Origin of the sequence: Brevundimonas sp. UBA5936 (genome assembly GCA_002430835.1) — a bacterium.
GTDB lineage: Bacteria > Pseudomonadota > Alphaproteobacteria > Caulobacterales > Caulobacteraceae > Brevundimonas.
This window is the reverse complement of record DJDA01000067.1, coordinates 1-16,924: the sequence shown is the minus strand read 5'-3', so window position 1 is coordinate 16,924 and position 16,924 is coordinate 1. Positions and strand designations below refer to the sequence as shown.

Annotated in this window: 15 protein-coding genes, 1 tRNA gene and 1 pseudogene; 9 read left to right on the top strand and 8 right to left on the bottom strand. The window is 63.0% G+C overall.

The genetic code is table 11. The features are described 5' to 3' along the window. Window positions 1–318: pseudogene (locus tag B2Y21_RS06675) on the top strand (uroporphyrinogen-III synthase); the annotation flags it as partial. 47 nt (window positions 319–365) lie between these two features. Next, window positions 366–441, top strand: a tRNA-Thr gene (locus B2Y21_RS06670). 164 nt (window positions 442–605) lie between these two features. On the opposite strand, the gene B2Y21_RS06665 is transcribed toward B2Y21_RS06670, so the two are convergent. The 4 genes from B2Y21_RS06665 to B2Y21_RS06650 all read right to left on the bottom strand — a co-directional run bounded on the left by B2Y21_RS06665 (window position 606) and on the right by B2Y21_RS06650 (window position 7,393). Beyond that, entirely contained in the window at window positions 606–4,001 is a 3,396-nt protein-coding gene (locus B2Y21_RS06665; protein ID WP_292058164.1) for a DEAD/DEAH box helicase family protein, read from the bottom strand. 118 nt (window positions 4,002–4,119) lie between these two features. Then, window positions 4,120–5,316 carry a restriction endonuclease subunit S gene (locus B2Y21_RS06660; protein ID WP_292058162.1) on the bottom strand — a complete coding sequence of 399 codons (1,197 nt, stop codon included), beginning with the start codon at window positions 5,314–5,316 and terminating at the stop codon, window positions 4,120–4,122. Further along, window positions 5,313–6,851, bottom strand: a complete 1,539-nt coding sequence (locus tag B2Y21_RS06655) for a type I restriction-modification system subunit M (protein ID WP_292058160.1) — start codon at window positions 6,849–6,851, stop codon at window positions 5,313–5,315. The genes B2Y21_RS06660 and B2Y21_RS06655 overlap by 4 nt, the downstream gene beginning before the upstream one ends. A gap of 317 nt (window positions 6,852–7,168) precedes the next feature. Further along, window positions 7,169–7,393 (bottom strand): oxidoreductase, encoded by a 225-nt coding sequence (locus tag B2Y21_RS06650; RefSeq protein WP_292058158.1) that lies wholly within the window; start codon window positions 7,391–7,393, stop codon window positions 7,169–7,171. 196 nt (window positions 7,394–7,589) lie between these two features. On the opposite strand from B2Y21_RS06650, the gene metK reads away from it, so the two are divergent. Both metK and B2Y21_RS06640 read left to right on the top strand, forming a co-directional pair. Next, window positions 7,590–8,789, top strand: a complete 1,200-nt coding sequence (gene metK / locus B2Y21_RS06645) for a methionine adenosyltransferase (protein WP_292058156.1) — start codon at window positions 7,590–7,592, stop codon at window positions 8,787–8,789. Window positions 8,790–8,981: 192 nt separating this feature from the next. Next, on the top strand, window positions 8,982–10,211 hold the full coding sequence (locus tag B2Y21_RS06640; protein WP_292058153.1) for an argininosuccinate synthase: 1,230 nt from the start codon (window positions 8,982–8,984) through the stop codon (window positions 10,209–10,211). Between the two features lie 21 nt (window positions 10,212–10,232). Here the strand turns inward: B2Y21_RS06640 and B2Y21_RS06635 are convergent, their stop codons facing one another. Continuing rightward, window positions 10,233–11,561, bottom strand: a complete 1,329-nt coding sequence (locus tag B2Y21_RS06635; RefSeq protein WP_292058151.1) for a PQQ-dependent sugar dehydrogenase — start codon at window positions 11,559–11,561, stop codon at window positions 10,233–10,235. 117 nt (window positions 11,562–11,678) lie between these two features. On the opposite strand from B2Y21_RS06635, the gene B2Y21_RS06630 reads away from it, so the two are divergent. The 4 genes from B2Y21_RS06630 (at window position 11,679) to B2Y21_RS06615 (ending at window position 14,141) form a co-directional block, all read left to right on the top strand. Next, window positions 11,679–12,149 (top strand): translation initiation factor IF-2, encoded by a 471-nt coding sequence (locus B2Y21_RS06630; RefSeq protein ID WP_292058149.1) that lies wholly within the window; start codon window positions 11,679–11,681, stop codon window positions 12,147–12,149. A gap of 96 nt (window positions 12,150–12,245) precedes the next feature. Next, a complete protein-coding gene (locus B2Y21_RS06625) occupies window positions 12,246–12,779 on the top strand; it encodes a hypothetical protein (RefSeq protein ID WP_292058147.1) in 534 nt (177 codons plus the stop codon). 89 nt (window positions 12,780–12,868) lie between these two features. Continuing rightward, window positions 12,869–13,501, top strand: a complete 633-nt coding sequence (locus tag B2Y21_RS06620; RefSeq protein WP_292058146.1) for a LysE family translocator — start codon at window positions 12,869–12,871, stop codon at window positions 13,499–13,501. Window positions 13,502–13,589: 88 nt separating this feature from the next. Beyond that, window positions 13,590–14,141, top strand: a complete 552-nt coding sequence (locus B2Y21_RS06615; protein ID WP_409410796.1) for a CC0125/CC1285 family lipoprotein — start codon at window positions 13,590–13,592, stop codon at window positions 14,139–14,141. Window positions 14,142–14,251: 110 nt separating this feature from the next. On the opposite strand, the gene B2Y21_RS06610 is transcribed toward B2Y21_RS06615, so the two are convergent. Beyond that, window positions 14,252–14,992 carry a DUF6065 family protein gene (locus tag B2Y21_RS06610; protein ID WP_292058145.1) on the bottom strand — a complete coding sequence of 247 codons (741 nt, stop codon included), beginning with the start codon at window positions 14,990–14,992 and terminating at the stop codon, window positions 14,252–14,254. 91 nt (window positions 14,993–15,083) lie between these two features. Between B2Y21_RS06610 and B2Y21_RS06605 the strand changes: the two genes are divergently transcribed. Continuing rightward, a complete protein-coding gene (locus tag B2Y21_RS06605; protein ID WP_292058165.1) occupies window positions 15,084–15,629 on the top strand; it encodes a prolyl-tRNA synthetase associated domain-containing protein in 546 nt (181 codons plus the stop codon). A gap of 42 nt (window positions 15,630–15,671) precedes the next feature. Here B2Y21_RS06605 and B2Y21_RS06600 read toward each other — a convergent pair whose 3' ends face one another. Both B2Y21_RS06600 and B2Y21_RS06595 read right to left on the bottom strand, forming a co-directional pair. Further along, window positions 15,672–16,196, bottom strand: a complete 525-nt coding sequence (locus B2Y21_RS06600; RefSeq protein ID WP_292058143.1) for a hypothetical protein — start codon at window positions 16,194–16,196, stop codon at window positions 15,672–15,674. Window positions 16,197–16,253: 57 nt separating this feature from the next. After that, window positions 16,254–16,544 carry a hypothetical protein gene (locus B2Y21_RS06595; RefSeq protein WP_292058142.1) on the bottom strand — a complete coding sequence of 97 codons (291 nt, stop codon included), beginning with the start codon at window positions 16,542–16,544 and terminating at the stop codon, window positions 16,254–16,256. Window positions 16,545–16,924: the final 380 nt, after the last annotated feature.

The following is a 16,924-nucleotide window of genomic DNA, read 5'->3' as shown; positions in this document are numbered from 1 at the left end:
GCGCGCGAACCGGCGGGCGACCTGCCCGCCCTGCTGCCCGACCGTCCGGTCCGCCGCCTTCCCGTCTACGCCGCCTTCGAGACACACACGGCCGCGCCAGAACCCTTCGATGCAGTCATGCTCCACTCCCCCCGCGCCGCCCGCGCCCTGGCGGCCGACCTGCCTCGCGCCGCCTCATCCGCCCGCATCGCCATCTGCATCTCCGAAGCGGCCGCCACGCCCTTGCACCCCTTCGATTTCGCCGAAATCCGCATCGCCGCCACACCAGACGAACCGGGGATGCTATCGGCTCTTGGCAAGCCCGCCGCTCCCGTATAAAGAGCCCTCCTCGCTCGCTCGCGCCTCCATACGCGGACGACGCCGGGGCCGCTTTAGCTCAGCTGGTAGAGCACCTCATTCGTAATGAGGGGGTCAGGTGTTCGAGTCACCTAAGCGGCACCACCTTTCCAGAGCACCACTAGCTTGACGCCCGGCCGGGATAAGCCAGAAGGCGCTTCCGCTTGGGAGTTGCGTGGGTTCCCACTGGGAAGCGCTTTGAGCCGCTATCTGCAGCCCTCACGTTTCTGAAATCATCTTTCACCAGATGGCGATGAATCGTGAACCGCTTAGGCAGCTACTGCTGCGTTCAAGCGCCTCACGATGCTAATGATCTCTTTGGCCTTCTCGACGCCAAAGACCCCAACGATCCCTTGGTCATCGATGTCAGTAAACGGGCTCTCGTAGAACATCTCTGGGTCGATTAGCCCGTTCTCGCTAAGGGCGTTCACGATCATATCGATGAACTCGATCTGATTGGCTGAAACAGCCTTGTCCGAGATGAAGTCGCTAAAGGCCCCTTTCGCTGCGGCACGGTCAAACCCAACCAGAGAGCGTAAGAACGCTCCAAGGCCGCCTTCATTTTGAACTTCTACGATATCGCCTTCGTTCGCGATGCCGTTCTCTAAGAAGATCCGTTCGATTTCGGAGATATCGAGCGGAGTGAGCTGCTCGCCCCGGCGAATTTTCTGGATCGTAATGTGATCCTTGTGCTGCTCGGCGAATGCTCGGGCCTTCTTTCTGAACCTGGCCTTGTCAAAGCCCGAACCCACTTGCGGCAAGTCGATAGTCGTTGAGACGCCGATCTCATCCTCGAAGTCGGTCGTGACCAGCTTGCGTTCTTCAGGCTGGATGAGCTCAACCAAGGCCCGCAGCTTCCGGCGAACCTGCTCGAGCATCGCAATCGTTACATCAGGCCAATATTCATCGGTCTGGATCTCGAGGATCAGCTCGATCTCCTTCGCGACCAGAGGCACGTTTTGCAAACGTTCAAGCGCTGAAGCGATGTCGCGGATACGCTTTTGTGATTGGCTAAAAGCCGCATCTTTCTTCAGCAGCGCGATCTGCGCCCGGAGAATGAGAAGGTCGAACTGCTTGGCAGGCAGGCTGTCGTCTTTGAAGGCCGTAGGCAGGCCCGCCAACTCTGACTTCAGAGCATTGATGGCTTCGGCATCCAGGACATCCCATGCCTCTTGCGCCTGGAAGCGCTCAACGGCCCGACGGTGCGGGCGCACGATGAAATTGTCCGGATTGATCCCTGAAACTTCCGCCCGAAGCCGCTCAATCAAGCTGCGTCGCAGTTCCCGGTCTTCGTCTTTATCGCTGTTGATCTCGGTGATCAGATCAAGGCGCGACTTGAACAGGCGCTCTCCGATGGGAGCCGCCATCGAGGGCTCGACCATGTTCGGGTTCTCGCCGAAGAACTCCAGGTTCTGGCAGTAGTCGAAGATGATGAACTCCTCCTTGTCCTGCGAAGGGCCGAAGAGGTTGGGGCAAAGGCGCGTGCCTCGCCCGACCATCTGCCAGAACTTGGTCTTGGATCGTACCGGCTTGAAGAAGACAAGATTCACCACCTCCGGCACATCGATACCCGTGTCGAGCATATCGACCGAGACCGCGATCTGCGGGAACTTATCGGAGTCTGAAAAATCGTCGATCAATGACTGGGCATAGGGCACGGAATAGTCGATCAGCCGCGCAAACTGGCCCGCCAGATGGGGGTAGTTGGCGTCGAACCGCTGCACGATGAACTGGGCATGCAGGCTTGAGCGCGCAAAGATGATGGTCTTGCCGAGCTTGTCGCCGCCCTCAACCTTAATGCCTTCCGACATCAGCTGCGCCAGCACCTTGTCCACGGTATCGATGTTGAACAGCCACTTGTTCAGATCGGCAGCTTCAACCCGGTCGGGAATTTCTCCGTCCTCACTCCATTCCAGGGCATCCCACTCTTCTTTCTCTTCGTCAGAAAGCTGATCGTAAGAGATGCCTTGGCGCTGGAACTTCAGGGGGACCGAAATCCCCTTGGGCGGCACGAGATAGCCATCCCTGACCGCATCCTCGAGGTCGTAGGCATCGGTCGGAACGCCCTTTTCCAGCTCAAACAGCGAATAGGTGTCGCGGTCGATTTCATCGCGCGGCGTGGCGGTCAAGCCCAGCAACAAGCTGTCGAAATAAGAGAAGATCGCCCGATACTTACGATAAACTGAACGGTGCGCCTCATCGATGACGATCAGGTCGAAATGGCCCGGACCAAAACGGCGCTGCCCATTGGTCATTTCCTCGATCTGGCCCATCATCGTCGGATATGTGGAGACCAGAACCCGAGCGCCCTTGTGGTCGTTATTCGTGCCGTGGTGGCTCTCCAACAGGTTGGCGATGGGCGCAGAGGGCAGGTGCGCCTTGAACGCATTCTGCGCCTGCTTCACCAAGGCCACGCGGTCAGCCAGGAACAGCACACGACGCACCAGATTGGCCCGCATGAGCTGATCGATCAGGGCAATCACGGTGCGGGTCTTGCCCGAGCCGGTCGCCATAACCAGCAAGGCCTTGCGCTGGCGGTCCTTCTCGAAGGTTTCGCCGACACGGCGGATGGCGCGGGTTTGATAGGGACGGCCCGCGATCACACCATCGATCGCCTCTCGTGACAGAGGCTTGCGGGTCTCGCGTCGCTGGATCAGAAGCTCCAACTCATCTCGCTTCAAGAAGCCAGAGATGCGGCGCGGCGGATAGAATTTGTCATCCCAGATCCAATGCTCATAACCGTTAGAGCAGAAGATCACAGGGCGCTGGCCATAGGTCGCTTCCAGACAATCGGCATACAGCTTGGCCTGCTGCTGGCCAACCAGGGCGTCCTTCTTGGTGCGCTTTGCCTCGATCAGGGCAAGGGGTTTGCCGTCATGCCCCCATAGGACATAGTCAACGAACCCGTCGCCCGATGTGCTGGGCATGCCTTTGACCGGGAACTCGCGGTCGCGTTCCTGATCCAGCGGCCAACCCGCTTCTGCAAGCAACAGGTCGATATAGCGGTCGCGGGTTTCGGCCTCGGCATAGTCGTGAGTATCGGGGCGCGACTGGTTGGCTTGGCGCAGAGCCGTGAATTCGGCCTTGAGGGCGGCCAGCTCAGCCTCTGCGGCCAGGCGCGCCTCCTCTGACGCCATGCGGGCGGCTTCGGCCTCTTCGCGCTTTTGGCGCTCTTCGTCACGGCGCTGGCTGAGCTTTTTGATCTCGGCCACAGTGCTGGCGGAAATGGTCAGCGAGGCTTGCAGCTTGCCAGCATCAAACTTCGCTCCGGCATCGGGGTGGCTGCCCTTGGCATAGGTCCGCGCCAGCCAATAGGTCAGGTGAAACAGCTCGGCCAAGGTGGCGGCTGCGTCCTGTGCCGTAAGCTGTCGGCCCGAGTCATGAGCGGCGCGGTTGCCCTGATTTTTGACGTAGTGGGCCTTGGTCACCAAGCTGGAGCCGATCAACTGCGTCAGGCTGGGCTCGGCGATCAGCGCGGCCAGTTCCCGCGCATAGGGCCGTTTTAGACTGCGCTCATGCAGATAGAGCCAGTTGACCGCCGTCTCTAAGGTCAGACGCGCCCAGAAACAGGCCCCGCGCGGGTCCGACAGCGCCAACTGCTCCGCCTTGGCCACATGGTTGAACAGTTCGGGAAACTCGGGCTTTAGAAACGCGAACTGGCTCATGGGCAAAGTCCTCAACGGGCGGGCAAATTTAGGCTCGTAAAATCAATACCAAGGTTACAGTTTGACCGCATCTTCACAAGACAAGCCCCGCACCAGAGATTGGCACGGGGCAGGCAAATTAGAGTTTGCCTTCAAAGGCAGCCGATTGGAGTGAGGCAAATAGCGCTATGCAACTTGTCAAAGAAGCAGCTTGCTTATTCGCTTCGCACCTAATCCTTTCTATCTTGGTAGCGTATTCGTTCTGCACTTCCCGAGGCGGCGCAAGTGCTTTCAATGCCTTGAGCTTACCTACATTGATGCCAGCCATAATCGCTCCACCAGAGATTAGATCAATCTGATGGGATAATTTTTGGCTGTAGTGAAATTGGTCTGCAAGAAATATCGGATTATGACGGCTCTGATCTACTCGAACACGCAGCAGATCTGAGTGCATTACGCCAACGCCAAGATGATCTGGATATACAGCGCAATTTCCGACAGTGCCCTTACGCGTCATGACAATGTCATTTGCTTCAAGGGAGTACGATTGCAGTTCTCTGAATTTTTTTTCGCTTACGTATTCGTGCGTCGGGATAGAGAATGCCTTGTTAACTTGCTTGATGCCCCACAGAGGAACACCTTCGGTCTGAAATTCCGACTTCAATAACTGCGTGCCAAACGGCCCACATTTGATGTCATCTTTATCGGCGACAAAATCTGTAAGCAGCACTTCCGGCCAATCAGAATGGTGTGCCCCGAACATCTCCTGAAACACAGCTTGCCCGAGGGTATTTAGTTTTTCGAGCACGCGGGCGCGCAGACGGCGCAGGGCGTCCGCCTGATCCAATATCCCCGCAATCCGCTTTTGCTCTTCACGCGGCGGAAGCGGGATTTCATACGCCGCCAAATCCGACAATCGAATGTTCTTAATGCCGATTCCATTAGAACTGCTCGCCCATTTACGAAACGCCGGTTCTCGAAAATAATGGGCTAGATAGTTAGCATCGACTTTTTCCGGACGCGCACGAACAACAGCAAGAAATGCGCCGAAGCTACCTCGCCAAGTCGTTTTCAAAAGTGCTGATTTTCCTAGAACATTTGCACTACCCGAAGACATACACATAACGATGTCGCCGGACCGTAAGATTTGTTTTTCGGATACAAAATTTGGACTCAAATACACCAAGTCCTCATCGAGAATTAATACATCTTGTATGTTCCCTGCACGCAGGATGGGAATCGTATCGCTCCGCTCACTGCCCACATCCGCTTTGCTAAAAGTGACACCGCGCACCACATCAGCGACGTCAGACAGCTTCACATGTGGCCAGGTCATCCCAGCATCTCCTCTAGACGCTTCAGGCCTTCCGCAATCTCACCCTCCAACCCACGCAGCTCACCAATGATCTCGGCAGGCGATTGGTGCGCGACCTCCTCGTGCTCAATCTCTTTGTAGCGGTTGAGAGACAGATCATAGGCACCGCCCTCGGCGATCTCTGACTTAGGCACCATAAAGCTCTGCGCCGTGCGGGGGCGCTCGACCTCCATCCCTATCGCGTTCCAGCGCACCAGAATGTCCGGCAGGTTATTCTTGGCATGTTCAGCCTCGGCCAGAGCCACAGCCGGCCCGACGCCCAGCTTGCTCTCGTCCAGCAACGGCGTACGCTTGTCGTCCAGGCTATAGCCATCCGCAGTCATGTCATAGAACCAGACATCCTCAGTGCCGCCGACACCTGTCTTGGTGAAGATGACAATGGCGCATGACACACCCGCATAGGGACGGAAGACGCCCGAAGGCAGTTTGATAATCGCCTCCAGCTTGTGCTTTTCGACCAGCTCCTTGCGGATCGCCTTGTGCGCGGTGCTCGATCCAAACAGCACACCATCTGGCACAATCACTGCTGCCCGACCGCCCGTTCGCAGCAGGCGCAGGAAGAGAGCCACAAACAGCAGTTCGGTCTTCTTGGTCTTGGCCAGCTTCAGCAGATCCTTGGCCGTGGTGTCGTAATCCAGAGACCCCGCAAATGGCGGATTGGCCAGGATCAGCGAGTATTTGCCCGCATCACCATTATGCTCTTCGGCCAGGCTGTCACGATAGGAGACATTTGCGTTCTCGATACCGTGCAGCACCATATTCATCGCGCCGATGCGTAGCATGGTGTTGTCAAAGTCGAAGCCGTGGAACATCCCGTTGTGGAAATGATCGCGGGTCTCCTTGTTGCGCAGCATCTGGGGATGGTGGTCGCGGATGTATTCAGCCGCCTCGACCAGGAAGCCGCAGGTGCCCGCCGCCGGATCGGTGATCACGTCATTGGACTGAGGGGCCATAAGGTTGACCATCAGCTTGATGATATGGCGCGGCGTGCGGAACTGGCCGTTGGTGCCTGCGGTGGCGATCTTGCCCAGCATATATTCATAGACATCGCCCTTGGTATCGCGATCGTCCATCTCGATCTGGCCGAGCATTTCGACCACGCGCGCCAAAAGGCTGGCGTTGGAAAAACCCAGTCGAGCGTCCTTCATATGAGCGCCGTAAGACGAGCCTGTTTCACCCAGTTGGCGCAAGAAGGGGAAGACGTGCTCATCAACGACGCGCATCATTTCTCGCGCTTCGAAATGCTTGAAACGCGACCACCGCAGATTGCTATAGGGCTCACCCTTGTCGTCGGCTCCTTCTGGGAAGATACGACGCGCAACAGGCTTGCCGAGCGCCTCAGCCTTGCTCTCCTCAAGGGTTTGAATGTCATCAAGACGCTTGATGAACATGAGGAAGGTCAGCTGCTCGATCACCGCCAGGGGGTTGGACACCCCGCCCGACCAGAAGGCATTCCAGATCGCGTCGATCTGATTGCGGATGTGACCTGTAAGCATTTCTAAGCCTGAAATTATTTGCTGGCGAAGCGCTACCTTCCGCCCATGACAAACTCAACGAGCGTCGAGCCTATCGCTGTCAGATTGGCCGGAATTCACCAAAGCGCAGATAACGGCATCTTATATGAAGCCCATACGAAGGTGCTGATGGGCCAAGTCTAAATGGCGACCTGAACCATCCCTGACCACCGCCGACAGGCGGGACCGACCATCTATCCGACCCGAGCTCTCCGGCACTTCGCCCGAGGGCTTTTTCATGCCTGAAGGACACCTGCCCCATGCTCTGCCTGAACACGCATCCGCACGCTCGCCAGGCGTCAAGCCGCCAGGGCGCGGAGCGGTCGGCTCAGGGCAAAGTCGGATGGGGCGAAGCTGCGGACCTCGTGGTTGCCGCGATAGAGGTCGATGCGCTCCAGACGCGGCCAGTCGCGCGCGACCTTCTTCAGGCCCCGCACGGCCTCGATCTCGGTGGCGCCGGGCAGGACGCACAGCTCGGGCGTGATCGCCTCGGGCGTGTGGATCAGACAATAGAAGACGTCCATGGGCGCGCTCCCGACCTTCAGTCGCCGTCCCCTTGCCGAAGATTGATGACAGGCAGGCGCTTGAAAATGCGACGCTTTGGAGAAGTCGCATCAACGATGCTCGACCTGAGAGGTCGCGCCCACGACAGAAGCCGCCTTGCACGTATAAGCATATCTTTATATGTCTGACGGCATCATCGTCACGCAGGAGCCTGCCTTGGCCCGTTCGTCGTTCCTCTTCACCTCCGAGAGCGTCTCGGAAGGCCATCCCGACAAGGTTGCGGATCAGATTTCCGACGCCGTCGTCGACCTGTTCCTGTCCAAGGATCCCGAAGCGCGGGTGGCCTGTGAAACCCTGACGACGACCAATCTGGTGGTTCTGGCCGGCGAGATCCGCGGCAAGGGCATCATGAACGCCGAGGGCGAGTGGGCGCCGGGCGTTCAGCAGGAAATCGAAGCTGCGGTGCGCGGCGTGGTGCGCGACATCGGCTATGAGCAGGACGGCTTCCACTGGAAGACCTTCCGCTTCGAGAACAACCTGCACCCGCAGTCGGCCCACATCGCCCAGGGCGTCGACGCCGGCGAAGACAAGGACGAGGGCGCGGGCGACCAGGGCATCATGTTCGGCTACGCCTCGAACGAGACGCCCGAGCTGATGCCGGCCACCCTGCAGTACAGCCACAACATCCTGAAGGCCCTGGCCGACGCCCGTCACGCCGGGACCGAGCCGGGCCTGGAGCCCGACGCCAAGAGCCAGGTGACGCTGCACTATGAAGACGGCCGCCCGGTGCGCGCGACCTCCATCGTCGTCTCGACCCAGCACAAGGCCAATCTGAGCCAGGATCAGGTCGCGGCCATCGTGAAGCCCTATGTCGAGAAGGTGCTGCCGCAGGGCTTCATCACCGCCGACACCGAGTGGCACATCAACCCGACCGGCACCTTCGTCATCGGCGGCCCGGACGGCGACGCCGGCCTGACCGGGCGCAAGATCATCGTCGACACCTACGGCGGCGCGGCCCCGCACGGCGGCGGCGCCTTTTCGGGCAAGGATCCGACCAAGGTCGACCGCTCGGCCGCCTACGCCTGCCGCTACCTGGCCAAGAACGTGGTCGCGGCGGGCCTGGCCGACCGCTGCACCATCCAGATCAGCTACGCCATCGGCGTGTCCAAGCCCCTGTCGGTCCACGTCGACCTGCACGGCACGGGCAAGATCGACGAGGCGGTGCTGGAGGCCGAACTGCCCCGTCTGATCGGCGGCGCCTCGCCGCGCGCCATCCGCGAGCATCTGGGCCTGAACAAGCCCATCTATCGCCGCACCGCCGCCTATGGCCATTTCGGCCGCACGCCGGACGCCGACGGCGGCTTCTCCTGGGAAAAGACCGACCTGGTCGACGCCCTCAAGGCCCTGGCCGCCTGAGACCTCTAAGCGGCTGAAAATACAGCCTGAAACGGGGGCGTCGCGGATCGGTTCGCGGCGCCCTCGACGCATTGGCGGACCGGCGTCCCAATCCCGCGCTTGCATCGCAGCGCGTCTGGTCCTTTAAGCGCGCCGAACGCCTCCCCCAAGCGTCCCCTGACCCTTGCGTCTCCTGAAAGGATTCACCGACCGATGAGCAAGCCCGCCCCCAAGAAAGTCGTCCTCGCCTATTCGGGCGGGCTGGACACGTCGATCATCCTGAAGTGGCTGCAGGAGGAATACGGCGCCGAGGTCGTGACCTTCACCGCCGACCTGGGCCAGGGCGAAGAGCTCGCCCCCGCCAAGGAGAAGGCGCTGAAGCTGGGCATCAAGCCCGAGAACATCTTCATCGACGACCTGCGCGAAGAGTTCGTGCGCGACTTCGTCTTCCCGATGTTCCGCGCCAACACCGTCTATGAGGGCCAGTATCTGCTGGGCACCTCGATCGCGCGCCCGCTGATCTCCAAGCGCCAGATCGAGATCGCGCGCATGGTCGGCGCCGACGCCGTCTGTCACGGCGCCACCGGCAAGGGCAACGACCAGGTCCGCTTCGAGCTGGGCTATTATGCGCTGGAGCCCGACATCCGCGTCATCGCCCCCTGGCGCGAGTGGGACTTCAAGTCCCGCGAGGCCCTGCTGGACTTCGCCGAGAAGCACCAGATCCCGATCTCCAAGGACAAGCGCGGCGAGGCCCCCTTCTCGGTCGACGCCAACCTTCTGCACTCCTCGTCCGAGGGCAAGGTGCTGGAAGACCCGGCCGTCGAGGCGCCCGAGTTCGTGCACCAGCGCACCATCTCGCCCGAAGCCGCCCCGGACACGCCGACCGTCATCACCATCGCCTATGAAAAGGGCGATCCGGTCGCCATCGACGGCGAGGCCCTGTCGCCCGCCGCCCTGCTGACCAAGCTGAACCAGCTGGGCCACGACAATGGGATCGGCCGTCTGGACATGGTCGAGAACCGCTTCATCGGCATGAAGTCGCGCGGCGTCTATGAGACCCCGGGCGGGACCATCCTGCTGGCCGCCCACCGCGGCATGGAGTCGATCACGCTCGATCGCGGCGCCATGCACCTGAAGGACGAGCTGATGCCGAAATACGCCTCGCTCATCTACAACGGCTTCTGGTTCAGCCCCGAGCGCGAGATGCTGCAGGCCGCCATCGACCACAGCCAGCAAAAGGTTTCGGGCGTGGTCCGCGTCAAGCTCTACAAGGGCAACGTCACCATCATCGGCCGCGAAAGCCCCAACAGCCTGTACGACCAGGATCTGGTGACCTTCGAGGAAGGCGTCCAGGCCTATGACCACAAGGACGCCGAGGGCTTCATCAAGCTGAACGCCCTGCGCCTGCGCGTCCTGGCCAAGCGGGACGGCCGCAAGGGCTAAGCCGCCCCTGACAACCCAAGCCTACCGGGGCCGGGCGATTCTCAGGATCGCCCGGCTTCTGTCATCCGTGACCCAGATGGAGCCGTCCGGCGCCGTCGCCATCGTCACCGGCGAGCCGCGCGGATGGCGCCCGGCGACCTTGTCCCAGCCCGGCGTCAGCACCTTGCCGTTCACGCTGGGCGCCCCGGCCGGATAGGGCAGCGCCCCGCGCGGATAGACGGCGTAGCGACCGCCGATGTCGGTCAGGGGCCGGCCCTCCTCGTCCGTCTCGACCGCCACGATGCGTCCGGCCGCGCGGCGAAAGCCGTGCCAGGTCATCAACAGCCGTCCCTGCAGCTCAGGGAACATCGCCCCGTCGTAATAGATCAGGTCCAGCGGCGCGGCGTGCGGCGGCAGCAGGGCGATCGGCTTCTCGCGTTCCCCACAGCGCGCCTGACGCGCGGGCCAGCCCGGCAGGGGCGTGGCCAGATCGACGCAATAGGGCCAGCCGTAATGGCGCCCCTGGGTCAGCACGTTCACCTCGTCATACGGATGGTTCGGCGTGTCCAGATCGACCGAATTCTCGGCCTGAAGCACCGTCCCCGACGCATGGCGCACCAGGGCGATGGAGTTCCTCAGTCCGCTGGCGAAGACGGTGCTGTCTTCCGCCCAGCGGCCGTTCCCCTGATAGGCGTGCCGCCGCACCTGCGCCGTCGCAGCGTCCTCAACGCAGGCGCCGCGCGCATCCGTCTTCGGCTTGCCCGCCGCATCCAGACAGCGGTCGCTGGGCGCCCCGACATTGACCAGCAGGTCGCCGTTCCCGTCGAAGACGAAGCTGGACAGCGGGTGGCGGTTGTCGTGCAGCCGGTTGTCCGGCAGGTCGCCGATGACGGTGCGGACGCTGGCCTGGGCATCGGCCGCGTCGGGGTCCAGCGTCAGGATGCGGTTCATCTCGGACACATAGATCCGCCCGTCCGGTCCGCGCTTGACCGTGTGCGGCATCGATAGTCCGCCCGCCAGCCGTCGCCAGCGCGCCGCGCCGTCGGCCGCAAACGACAGCCGCCACACCGCCCCCTTGCCCGCCTCCCAGGCGCCCAGGTCCGTGACCAGCCAGTCGCCGCCCTCCAGCGGCATGAGGCCGCGCGGCATCCGCGGCCCGTCCTGGCCCGCCCCCTGCCACACCAGACCGAGGCAATAGCCGGGCGCCATCCGCACCCCGGTCGCCGGGCGTCCGTCGCAGTCGCCCTCGACGGCGTAGCTCCGCGCCCCCGCCTGAGCGCGGGCGTCGCCCGGCGTCAGGCCGATCGTCAGCGTCAGGGCTGAGGCGAAGACGACGGAGAAGGCGGAAGCGGCGCGCAGGATCGGTTTCATTCCCGCATGCTGACGCTTGCGCTCGCCCGGTGGCAAGGCCAACTTGCGCTCATCTCCGGTCGATCGTCCGGCGTATCCCTATTGACGGCTTCGGCCGTCGCCAGCCGGAGTTCTCCGTTGAACCGTCTTTCTCTCGCCGCCGCCGCGGCGCTGACCCTGTTCGCCGCCCCCGCCTTCGCCGCCGTTCAGGATCCGCCGCCGCCCGTCCCGATGATCACCGCCGAGCCCGCCCCCTCGCCCGAGGAAGCCGCCTTCCAGATCAAGGGCGACGCCTTCAACGTCGAAGCCGAACGCATGGGCGCAGAACTCGAGACGATCATGGACGACGCCAGCCTGGACGGCGCGACCAAGAAGGCCCGCACCGATGCGGTCCTGACCCAATACGAGCCCAAGTTCGCCGCCTTCGCCGACGAATACGGCGCCTTCCTGCGCCAGATGGCCGAAAAGCCTGAGAACGCTGAGAAGAAGACGGAAATTCTGGCCGTCGCTGACGCCGCCTCGGCTCAACTGCGGGGCCTGCCCGCCCAGATCCGCACGGCGATCGAGGCCGCCCTGGCCGCCCCGCCGGCTCCGCCCGCTGTCGACTAAGGCGCCGGATTTCGAGATCGCGCCTTACCGCGATTTCACTTGAGCCGATCCCTCCTTCGGCGGACCCTGCGCGGCGTCCGTCGAAGGAGCTTCGTCATGACCCGCGCCCTCCCCCTCGCCTCGCTCTCCCTGGCCGCCGCCCTGGCGCTGCTGCCGGTCTCGGCCGCCGTGGCCGAAGAGCAGAAGACCCCCGCCGATACCCGTCTGGAAGCCGCCGCCGCCGTCTTCGAACAGAAGATGGAGGAGTTCGGCGCCCGCGCCGAGCGCATCCAGGCCGATCCCAGCCTGACCGAAACGCAGAAGAGCCTGCGCGTCATCGCCCTGTGGTCCGACTATCAACCCCACGTCGTCGACTTCACCGCCGAGGCCACCCGCCAGGCCGGCCAGATCGCCGAGGCGGCCCTGGCCGAGATCGACGTCGAAGCCATCGTCCGCGAGGCCATGGCCGAGGTCGAACCTGTGGTTCACGGCCTGACGACCAACGGGGCCTGGGCGCAGATCGACCCCGAACAGATGGTCACCTACGGCCTGGTGGCTCAGTACGGCTTCGACCTGGCCCTGGACGCCCTGGAGGAGACCGCCCTGGCGGCGCCGCTGGACTCCGACGGCCCGGTCCCCTGCCCCGCCTGAGTTGAACAGCCTGAGTTGAACAGCCTGAGTTGAACGGCCTGGGTTCAGACCCGGCTTGACCTGAGCTCGCTTGCGCCCGAAAGGGCCTTATGGCCGCGCTTCCTGTCGATCCGCATCTGTACCTGGCTTTTCTCGGCGTCATGGCCGTGATGGCGGTGACGCCCGGCCCGGCCAACATCTTCGCTGTCGCCACCGGCATGGAGAAAGGCAAGGCCGCCGCCCTGACCGCCGTCCTGGGCATGAACACCGCCACCCTGGTCTGGTTCGGGGCCGCCGCCCTGGGCCTGGGCGCCCTGGTGATCGCCTTCCCCCAGGTCTTCCGCGTCGTCGCCGTCCTGGGCGCCCTCTATGTCGCCTGGCTGGGGATCAAGGCCCTGCGCGGGGCCTTCGCCACCGCCGCCGAGCCTTCGCACATCGAGGTCAAGCGTGGGCGCAGCGCCCTGGTCGACGGCTTCATGGTCCAGATCGCCAACCCCAAGGCCATCCTCTTCTTCACCGCCGTCCTGCCGCCCTTCCTGGACATCAACCGCCCGCTGGCGCCGCAGCTGGCCCTGTTCGCCGTGACCACCGTCGGCATGGACGGCCTGTCGATGTGCGCCTACGGCCTGGGCGGGGCGGCCCTGGCGCGACAGATGACCGCGCCGCGTTTCCGCAAGGGTTTCGGCATTGTGGTCGGATGCCTTCTGCTCCTCGCCGCCGTTCTCATCGTCTCGCGTCTGTGATGGGCGCGGGATGAGCGGTTTGGAACTTGACCATTCACCCCTCGTTCAGACCGACGGGCGTTCAATGAACGCTCAAGGAGAGTTTTCCATGATGAAGCTTCGCAAAACCCCGGTGCTGATCGCCCTGGCGGGCGCGCTCGCCCTGGGCGCCTGCGCGACGGCCACCCCCTATCAGCCGATCGGCTCGAAGGGTCAGGGCGGCTATGCCGAGCAGCGCCTGGAGTCCAACCGCTACGCCGTCAGCTTCTCGGGCAATTCGGTCACCTCGCGCGATCAGGTCGAGATGTCCCTGCTGCTGCGCTCGGCCGAACTGACGGTCGAGAACGGCTACGACTGGTTCGCCACCGTCACCCGCGCCACCGACCGCGACACCCGGTTCTACACCACGCCGGATCCCTTCTACTACGATCGCTACGGTCCCTACTGGGGTCCGTCCTGGCGCTTCTACCAGCGCGGCTACTGGAGCACCTGGGATCCCTACTGGGGCCGGGACCGCGACATCCGCCAGGTCGACCGCTATGAGGCCACGGCCGAGATCGTCATGGGCCGCGGTCCCAAGCCCGCCGGCGACGTCAACGCCTTCGACGCCCGCGAGGTCATCAACAACCTCGGCCCGCGCGTGATGCGTCCCACCTCTTAAGCGGGCCGCTAACGCTCCCCGCGCGGCGGCTCGCTGCTTGAGCGGCGCTAGACATGACAACGCCCGCCTCCATCACCGGAGGCGGGCGCTGCTGCATCAGGCGCTTGGCTTCAGCCGATGCGCGGATTCTTCAGGCGGCGCTTGTTCGCGTGGGTCGCCGGGGCCGTGCCCAGGGCCTCTGGCACCTCGCCCTTGAAGTAGAAGCGCTGCCACGCCTCCTTGGCCGCGTCCGGATCGCCCGAGGCCAGGCGGGTGTTGAAATCGGTGCGCGAACGGTTCCAGGCCTCGAACTGCCCCTTCATGCCGGGATTGGACTCCAGCGAGCGGATCACCGGCTCGAACTGCTCCACCTTGCGGTGCTCGACCGGCAGGATGAAGCAGAAGGGCTCGCCCTTCTCGAACTTGACCCGGCCCGGCCGCGTGAAGATCCAGTTCATGGTGAAGGGGAAGGGCAGCCAGTCCGTCTCGATCAGGCCGCTCAGCGGCTGGATGCCGTCCTTGACGTGGTTGGGCGAGCCCTGCGCGATCAGCCCCCAGCCCGGCGGCGTGCGGAACAGATACTGCGGGTGCATGGTCAGCACCCCGCGCGAGAAGTGCGAAGTGACGAAATGGTCCAGCTCGGGCTGCGGCCGGTCCGGCGTGATCTTGATATCGGTCTGCGACGGCCCGCCGTTCCACTCGGCCGTGAAGCCGAAGGGACACAGGATCTCCCACCCCGTGGTGTTGGCCATGGTCAGCGGCAGACAGCGATAAGGGTGACGGCTGGCGAAGGCGTCCATCCAGTTGCGCGACTGGCGGCCCGGCACCAGGTCGCACGGACGCGCATTCATCGGATAGCATTCCAGTTCCAAGACGCGGCTCCCAAGCTTGACGAATAAGGCGGCGACCCTGAGGGTCGGCTTCCTCCCCTATCGCCCTCGCCGCCCGCCCGACAAGACCGAGATGACCGCCATCGCCGCCGATCCCGCCTCCGACATCCTGCACGAGCCCGCGTATGACCGCGCCCGCCTGCTGGCCTGGATGGCCGAGCACGGCATCGAACAGACCACCCACGACCACCCCGCCGTCTTCCGCGTCGAGGAAGGCCTGGACCTCAAGGCCGACCTGCCGGGCCTGCACACCAAGAACCTGTTCCTCAAGGACAAGAAGGGTCGCCTGTGGCTGATCTCGGCCGCCCAGGACACGGTCATCGACCTGAAGCGCGCCCATCGCGCCATGGGTTCGGACCGCCTGTCCTTCGGCAATGAGACCCTGCTGTGGGAAACGCTCGGCGTACGTCCCGGCTCGGTCACGGCCCTGGGCCTGATCAATGATGCGGACCGCCGCGTGACCTTCGTGCTGGACCGACGCCTGTGGGAGGAGGCCGTCGTCAACTTCCACCCCCTGGCCAACACCGCCACCACCGCCCTGAGCCAGGACAGCTTCCGCCGCGTGCTGGCCTTGCTGGACCGCGAGCCGATCGTGGTGGACTTCGACGCGCTAGACTGAACGGCGACTTCGCAGACTGTAGGCTATGTCTGGAAGCGACCCCTAGCGGACCTCGGGTTCGACGACACCTAAGCTGACGAGGTCGCTGTAATTGGGCGGATCGCAATCGACCCCAACCCACAGGTCATCTTGGTCGCCGACGAAGTCTTTGCCGCCCGTCCCCACCCAGAAGCAGCCGTTGGTCGTTTGATGTTTGACCCCGACAACCCGCCGATGTTCGTCGTCAGGCAAGGTGAAAAGTTCAACCGACGTGAGGGTCGAGCCGATCAGACCAATCCAAAGATCGCCAGCAGCCTGAATGCGATCCAGTGAATGCGCGACCCATGCAGCATCCTGTGCTGTCGCCAGAACGAAACGGTCCTCCACCTGCTGCCAAGAAAGGTTGATGGCATCCTGGCTGGCAAAGCGGACAAACGCTGCACCGGAAAACGAATACGACGCCATTTGCAGTTCTGAGGCGAGTTGCGGTGTATCGGCGGTGATCGGCATCCAAACCAAACCCACGATTTCCTTCCCCAAGACCGGGCGGTAGATTTCTGTCCAATCTGTCATGCCGTCAGAGAGCATGGCCCACGTCCGCTTTCCACCTTAACCGAACTTCGCTCAACGCCCCGTTTCGAACCGTCAGAGCCGAACCACTTCAGTGGGACCATCAGCGTTGACCCACCAAGCCATGGCAAACTCAAGAGCCTCTTCGAGCGTCTCGCCGGGGTGACTTGAGGTCGTAATAAATCGGGCATCGTCCGTGCCGTCGCCAACGATAAGCCTGTCGATTTCATCTTCGATCCGTTCGCATCCCTCGCCCTGAACTGCGATCAAGGACACGTTTCGAGTGATGCATTGCTCCACAAATGCAGCGAGCGTCGCCTCGTCGGAGATAGGCAGCGCCAACACGAATTTGGGCTCGACGATCATAGACGGAGGCTACTCGTACTCATGTCCGCTTTCCACCCTTGGCAGCCCCCAACCGCTTCCGCCTGTGAACCGCCCGCCCAGGAAAGTCCCGTTTCCCGGAATCGCCCTGTCTAAGGGGCGCGCCGAGGCGTAATATCGCCGTTCTCGACTTCATCACGCGCGCCTGTGCGGCGGACGTTCATCGCGTCAGGCCCTGAAAGGGGACGGTGCATGAGACTGTTCTGGAAAGCCTTCGCCGTGGGCGGAGCGGGTCTGGTTCTGGCCGGGCCGATGACCGCCCTCCCCGCGTCCGACGCCGCAACGGCGCTGCGCCTCGAGCGCCTGTTCGGCGGCGTCTGCGGGTCGGGTTCCGGCGGCGGCGCCCTGGCCCGCAGCCTGCT

Bases quoted from the DNA above. Each gene is read 5' to 3' on its own strand.
- B2Y21_RS06665 (WP_292058164.1), bottom strand. From the start codon at position 4,001: ATGAGCCAGTTCGCGTTTCTAAAGCCCGAGTTTCCCGAACTGTTCAAC.
- B2Y21_RS06660 (WP_292058162.1), bottom strand. From the start codon at position 5,316: ATGACCTGGCCACATGTGAAGCTGTCTGACGTCGCTGATGTGGTGCGC.
- B2Y21_RS06655 (WP_292058160.1), bottom strand. From the start codon at position 6,851: ATGCTTACAGGTCACATCCGCAATCAGATCGACGCGATCTGGAATGCC.
- B2Y21_RS06650 (WP_292058158.1), bottom strand. From the start codon at position 7,393: ATGGACGTCTTCTATTGTCTGATCCACACGCCCGAGGCGATCACGCCC.
- B2Y21_RS06640 (WP_292058153.1), top strand. From the start codon at position 8,982: ATGAGCAAGCCCGCCCCCAAGAAAGTCGTCCTCGCCTATTCGGGCGGG.
- B2Y21_RS06635 (WP_292058151.1), bottom strand. From the start codon at position 11,561: ATGAAACCGATCCTGCGCGCCGCTTCCGCCTTCTCCGTCGTCTTCGCC.
- B2Y21_RS06625 (WP_292058147.1), top strand. From the start codon at position 12,246: ATGACCCGCGCCCTCCCCCTCGCCTCGCTCTCCCTGGCCGCCGCCCTG.
- B2Y21_RS06620 (WP_292058146.1), top strand. From the start codon at position 12,869: ATGGCCGCGCTTCCTGTCGATCCGCATCTGTACCTGGCTTTTCTCGGC.
- B2Y21_RS06615 (WP_409410796.1), top strand. From the start codon at position 13,590: ATGATGAAGCTTCGCAAAACCCCGGTGCTGATCGCCCTGGCGGGCGCG.
- B2Y21_RS06605 (WP_292058165.1), top strand. From the start codon at position 15,084: ATGACCGCCATCGCCGCCGATCCCGCCTCCGACATCCTGCACGAGCCC.
- B2Y21_RS06600 (WP_292058143.1), bottom strand. From the start codon at position 16,196: ATGCTCTCTGACGGCATGACAGATTGGACAGAAATCTACCGCCCGGTC.
- B2Y21_RS06595 (WP_292058142.1), bottom strand. From the start codon at position 16,544: ATGATCGTCGAGCCCAAATTCGTGTTGGCGCTGCCTATCTCCGACGAG.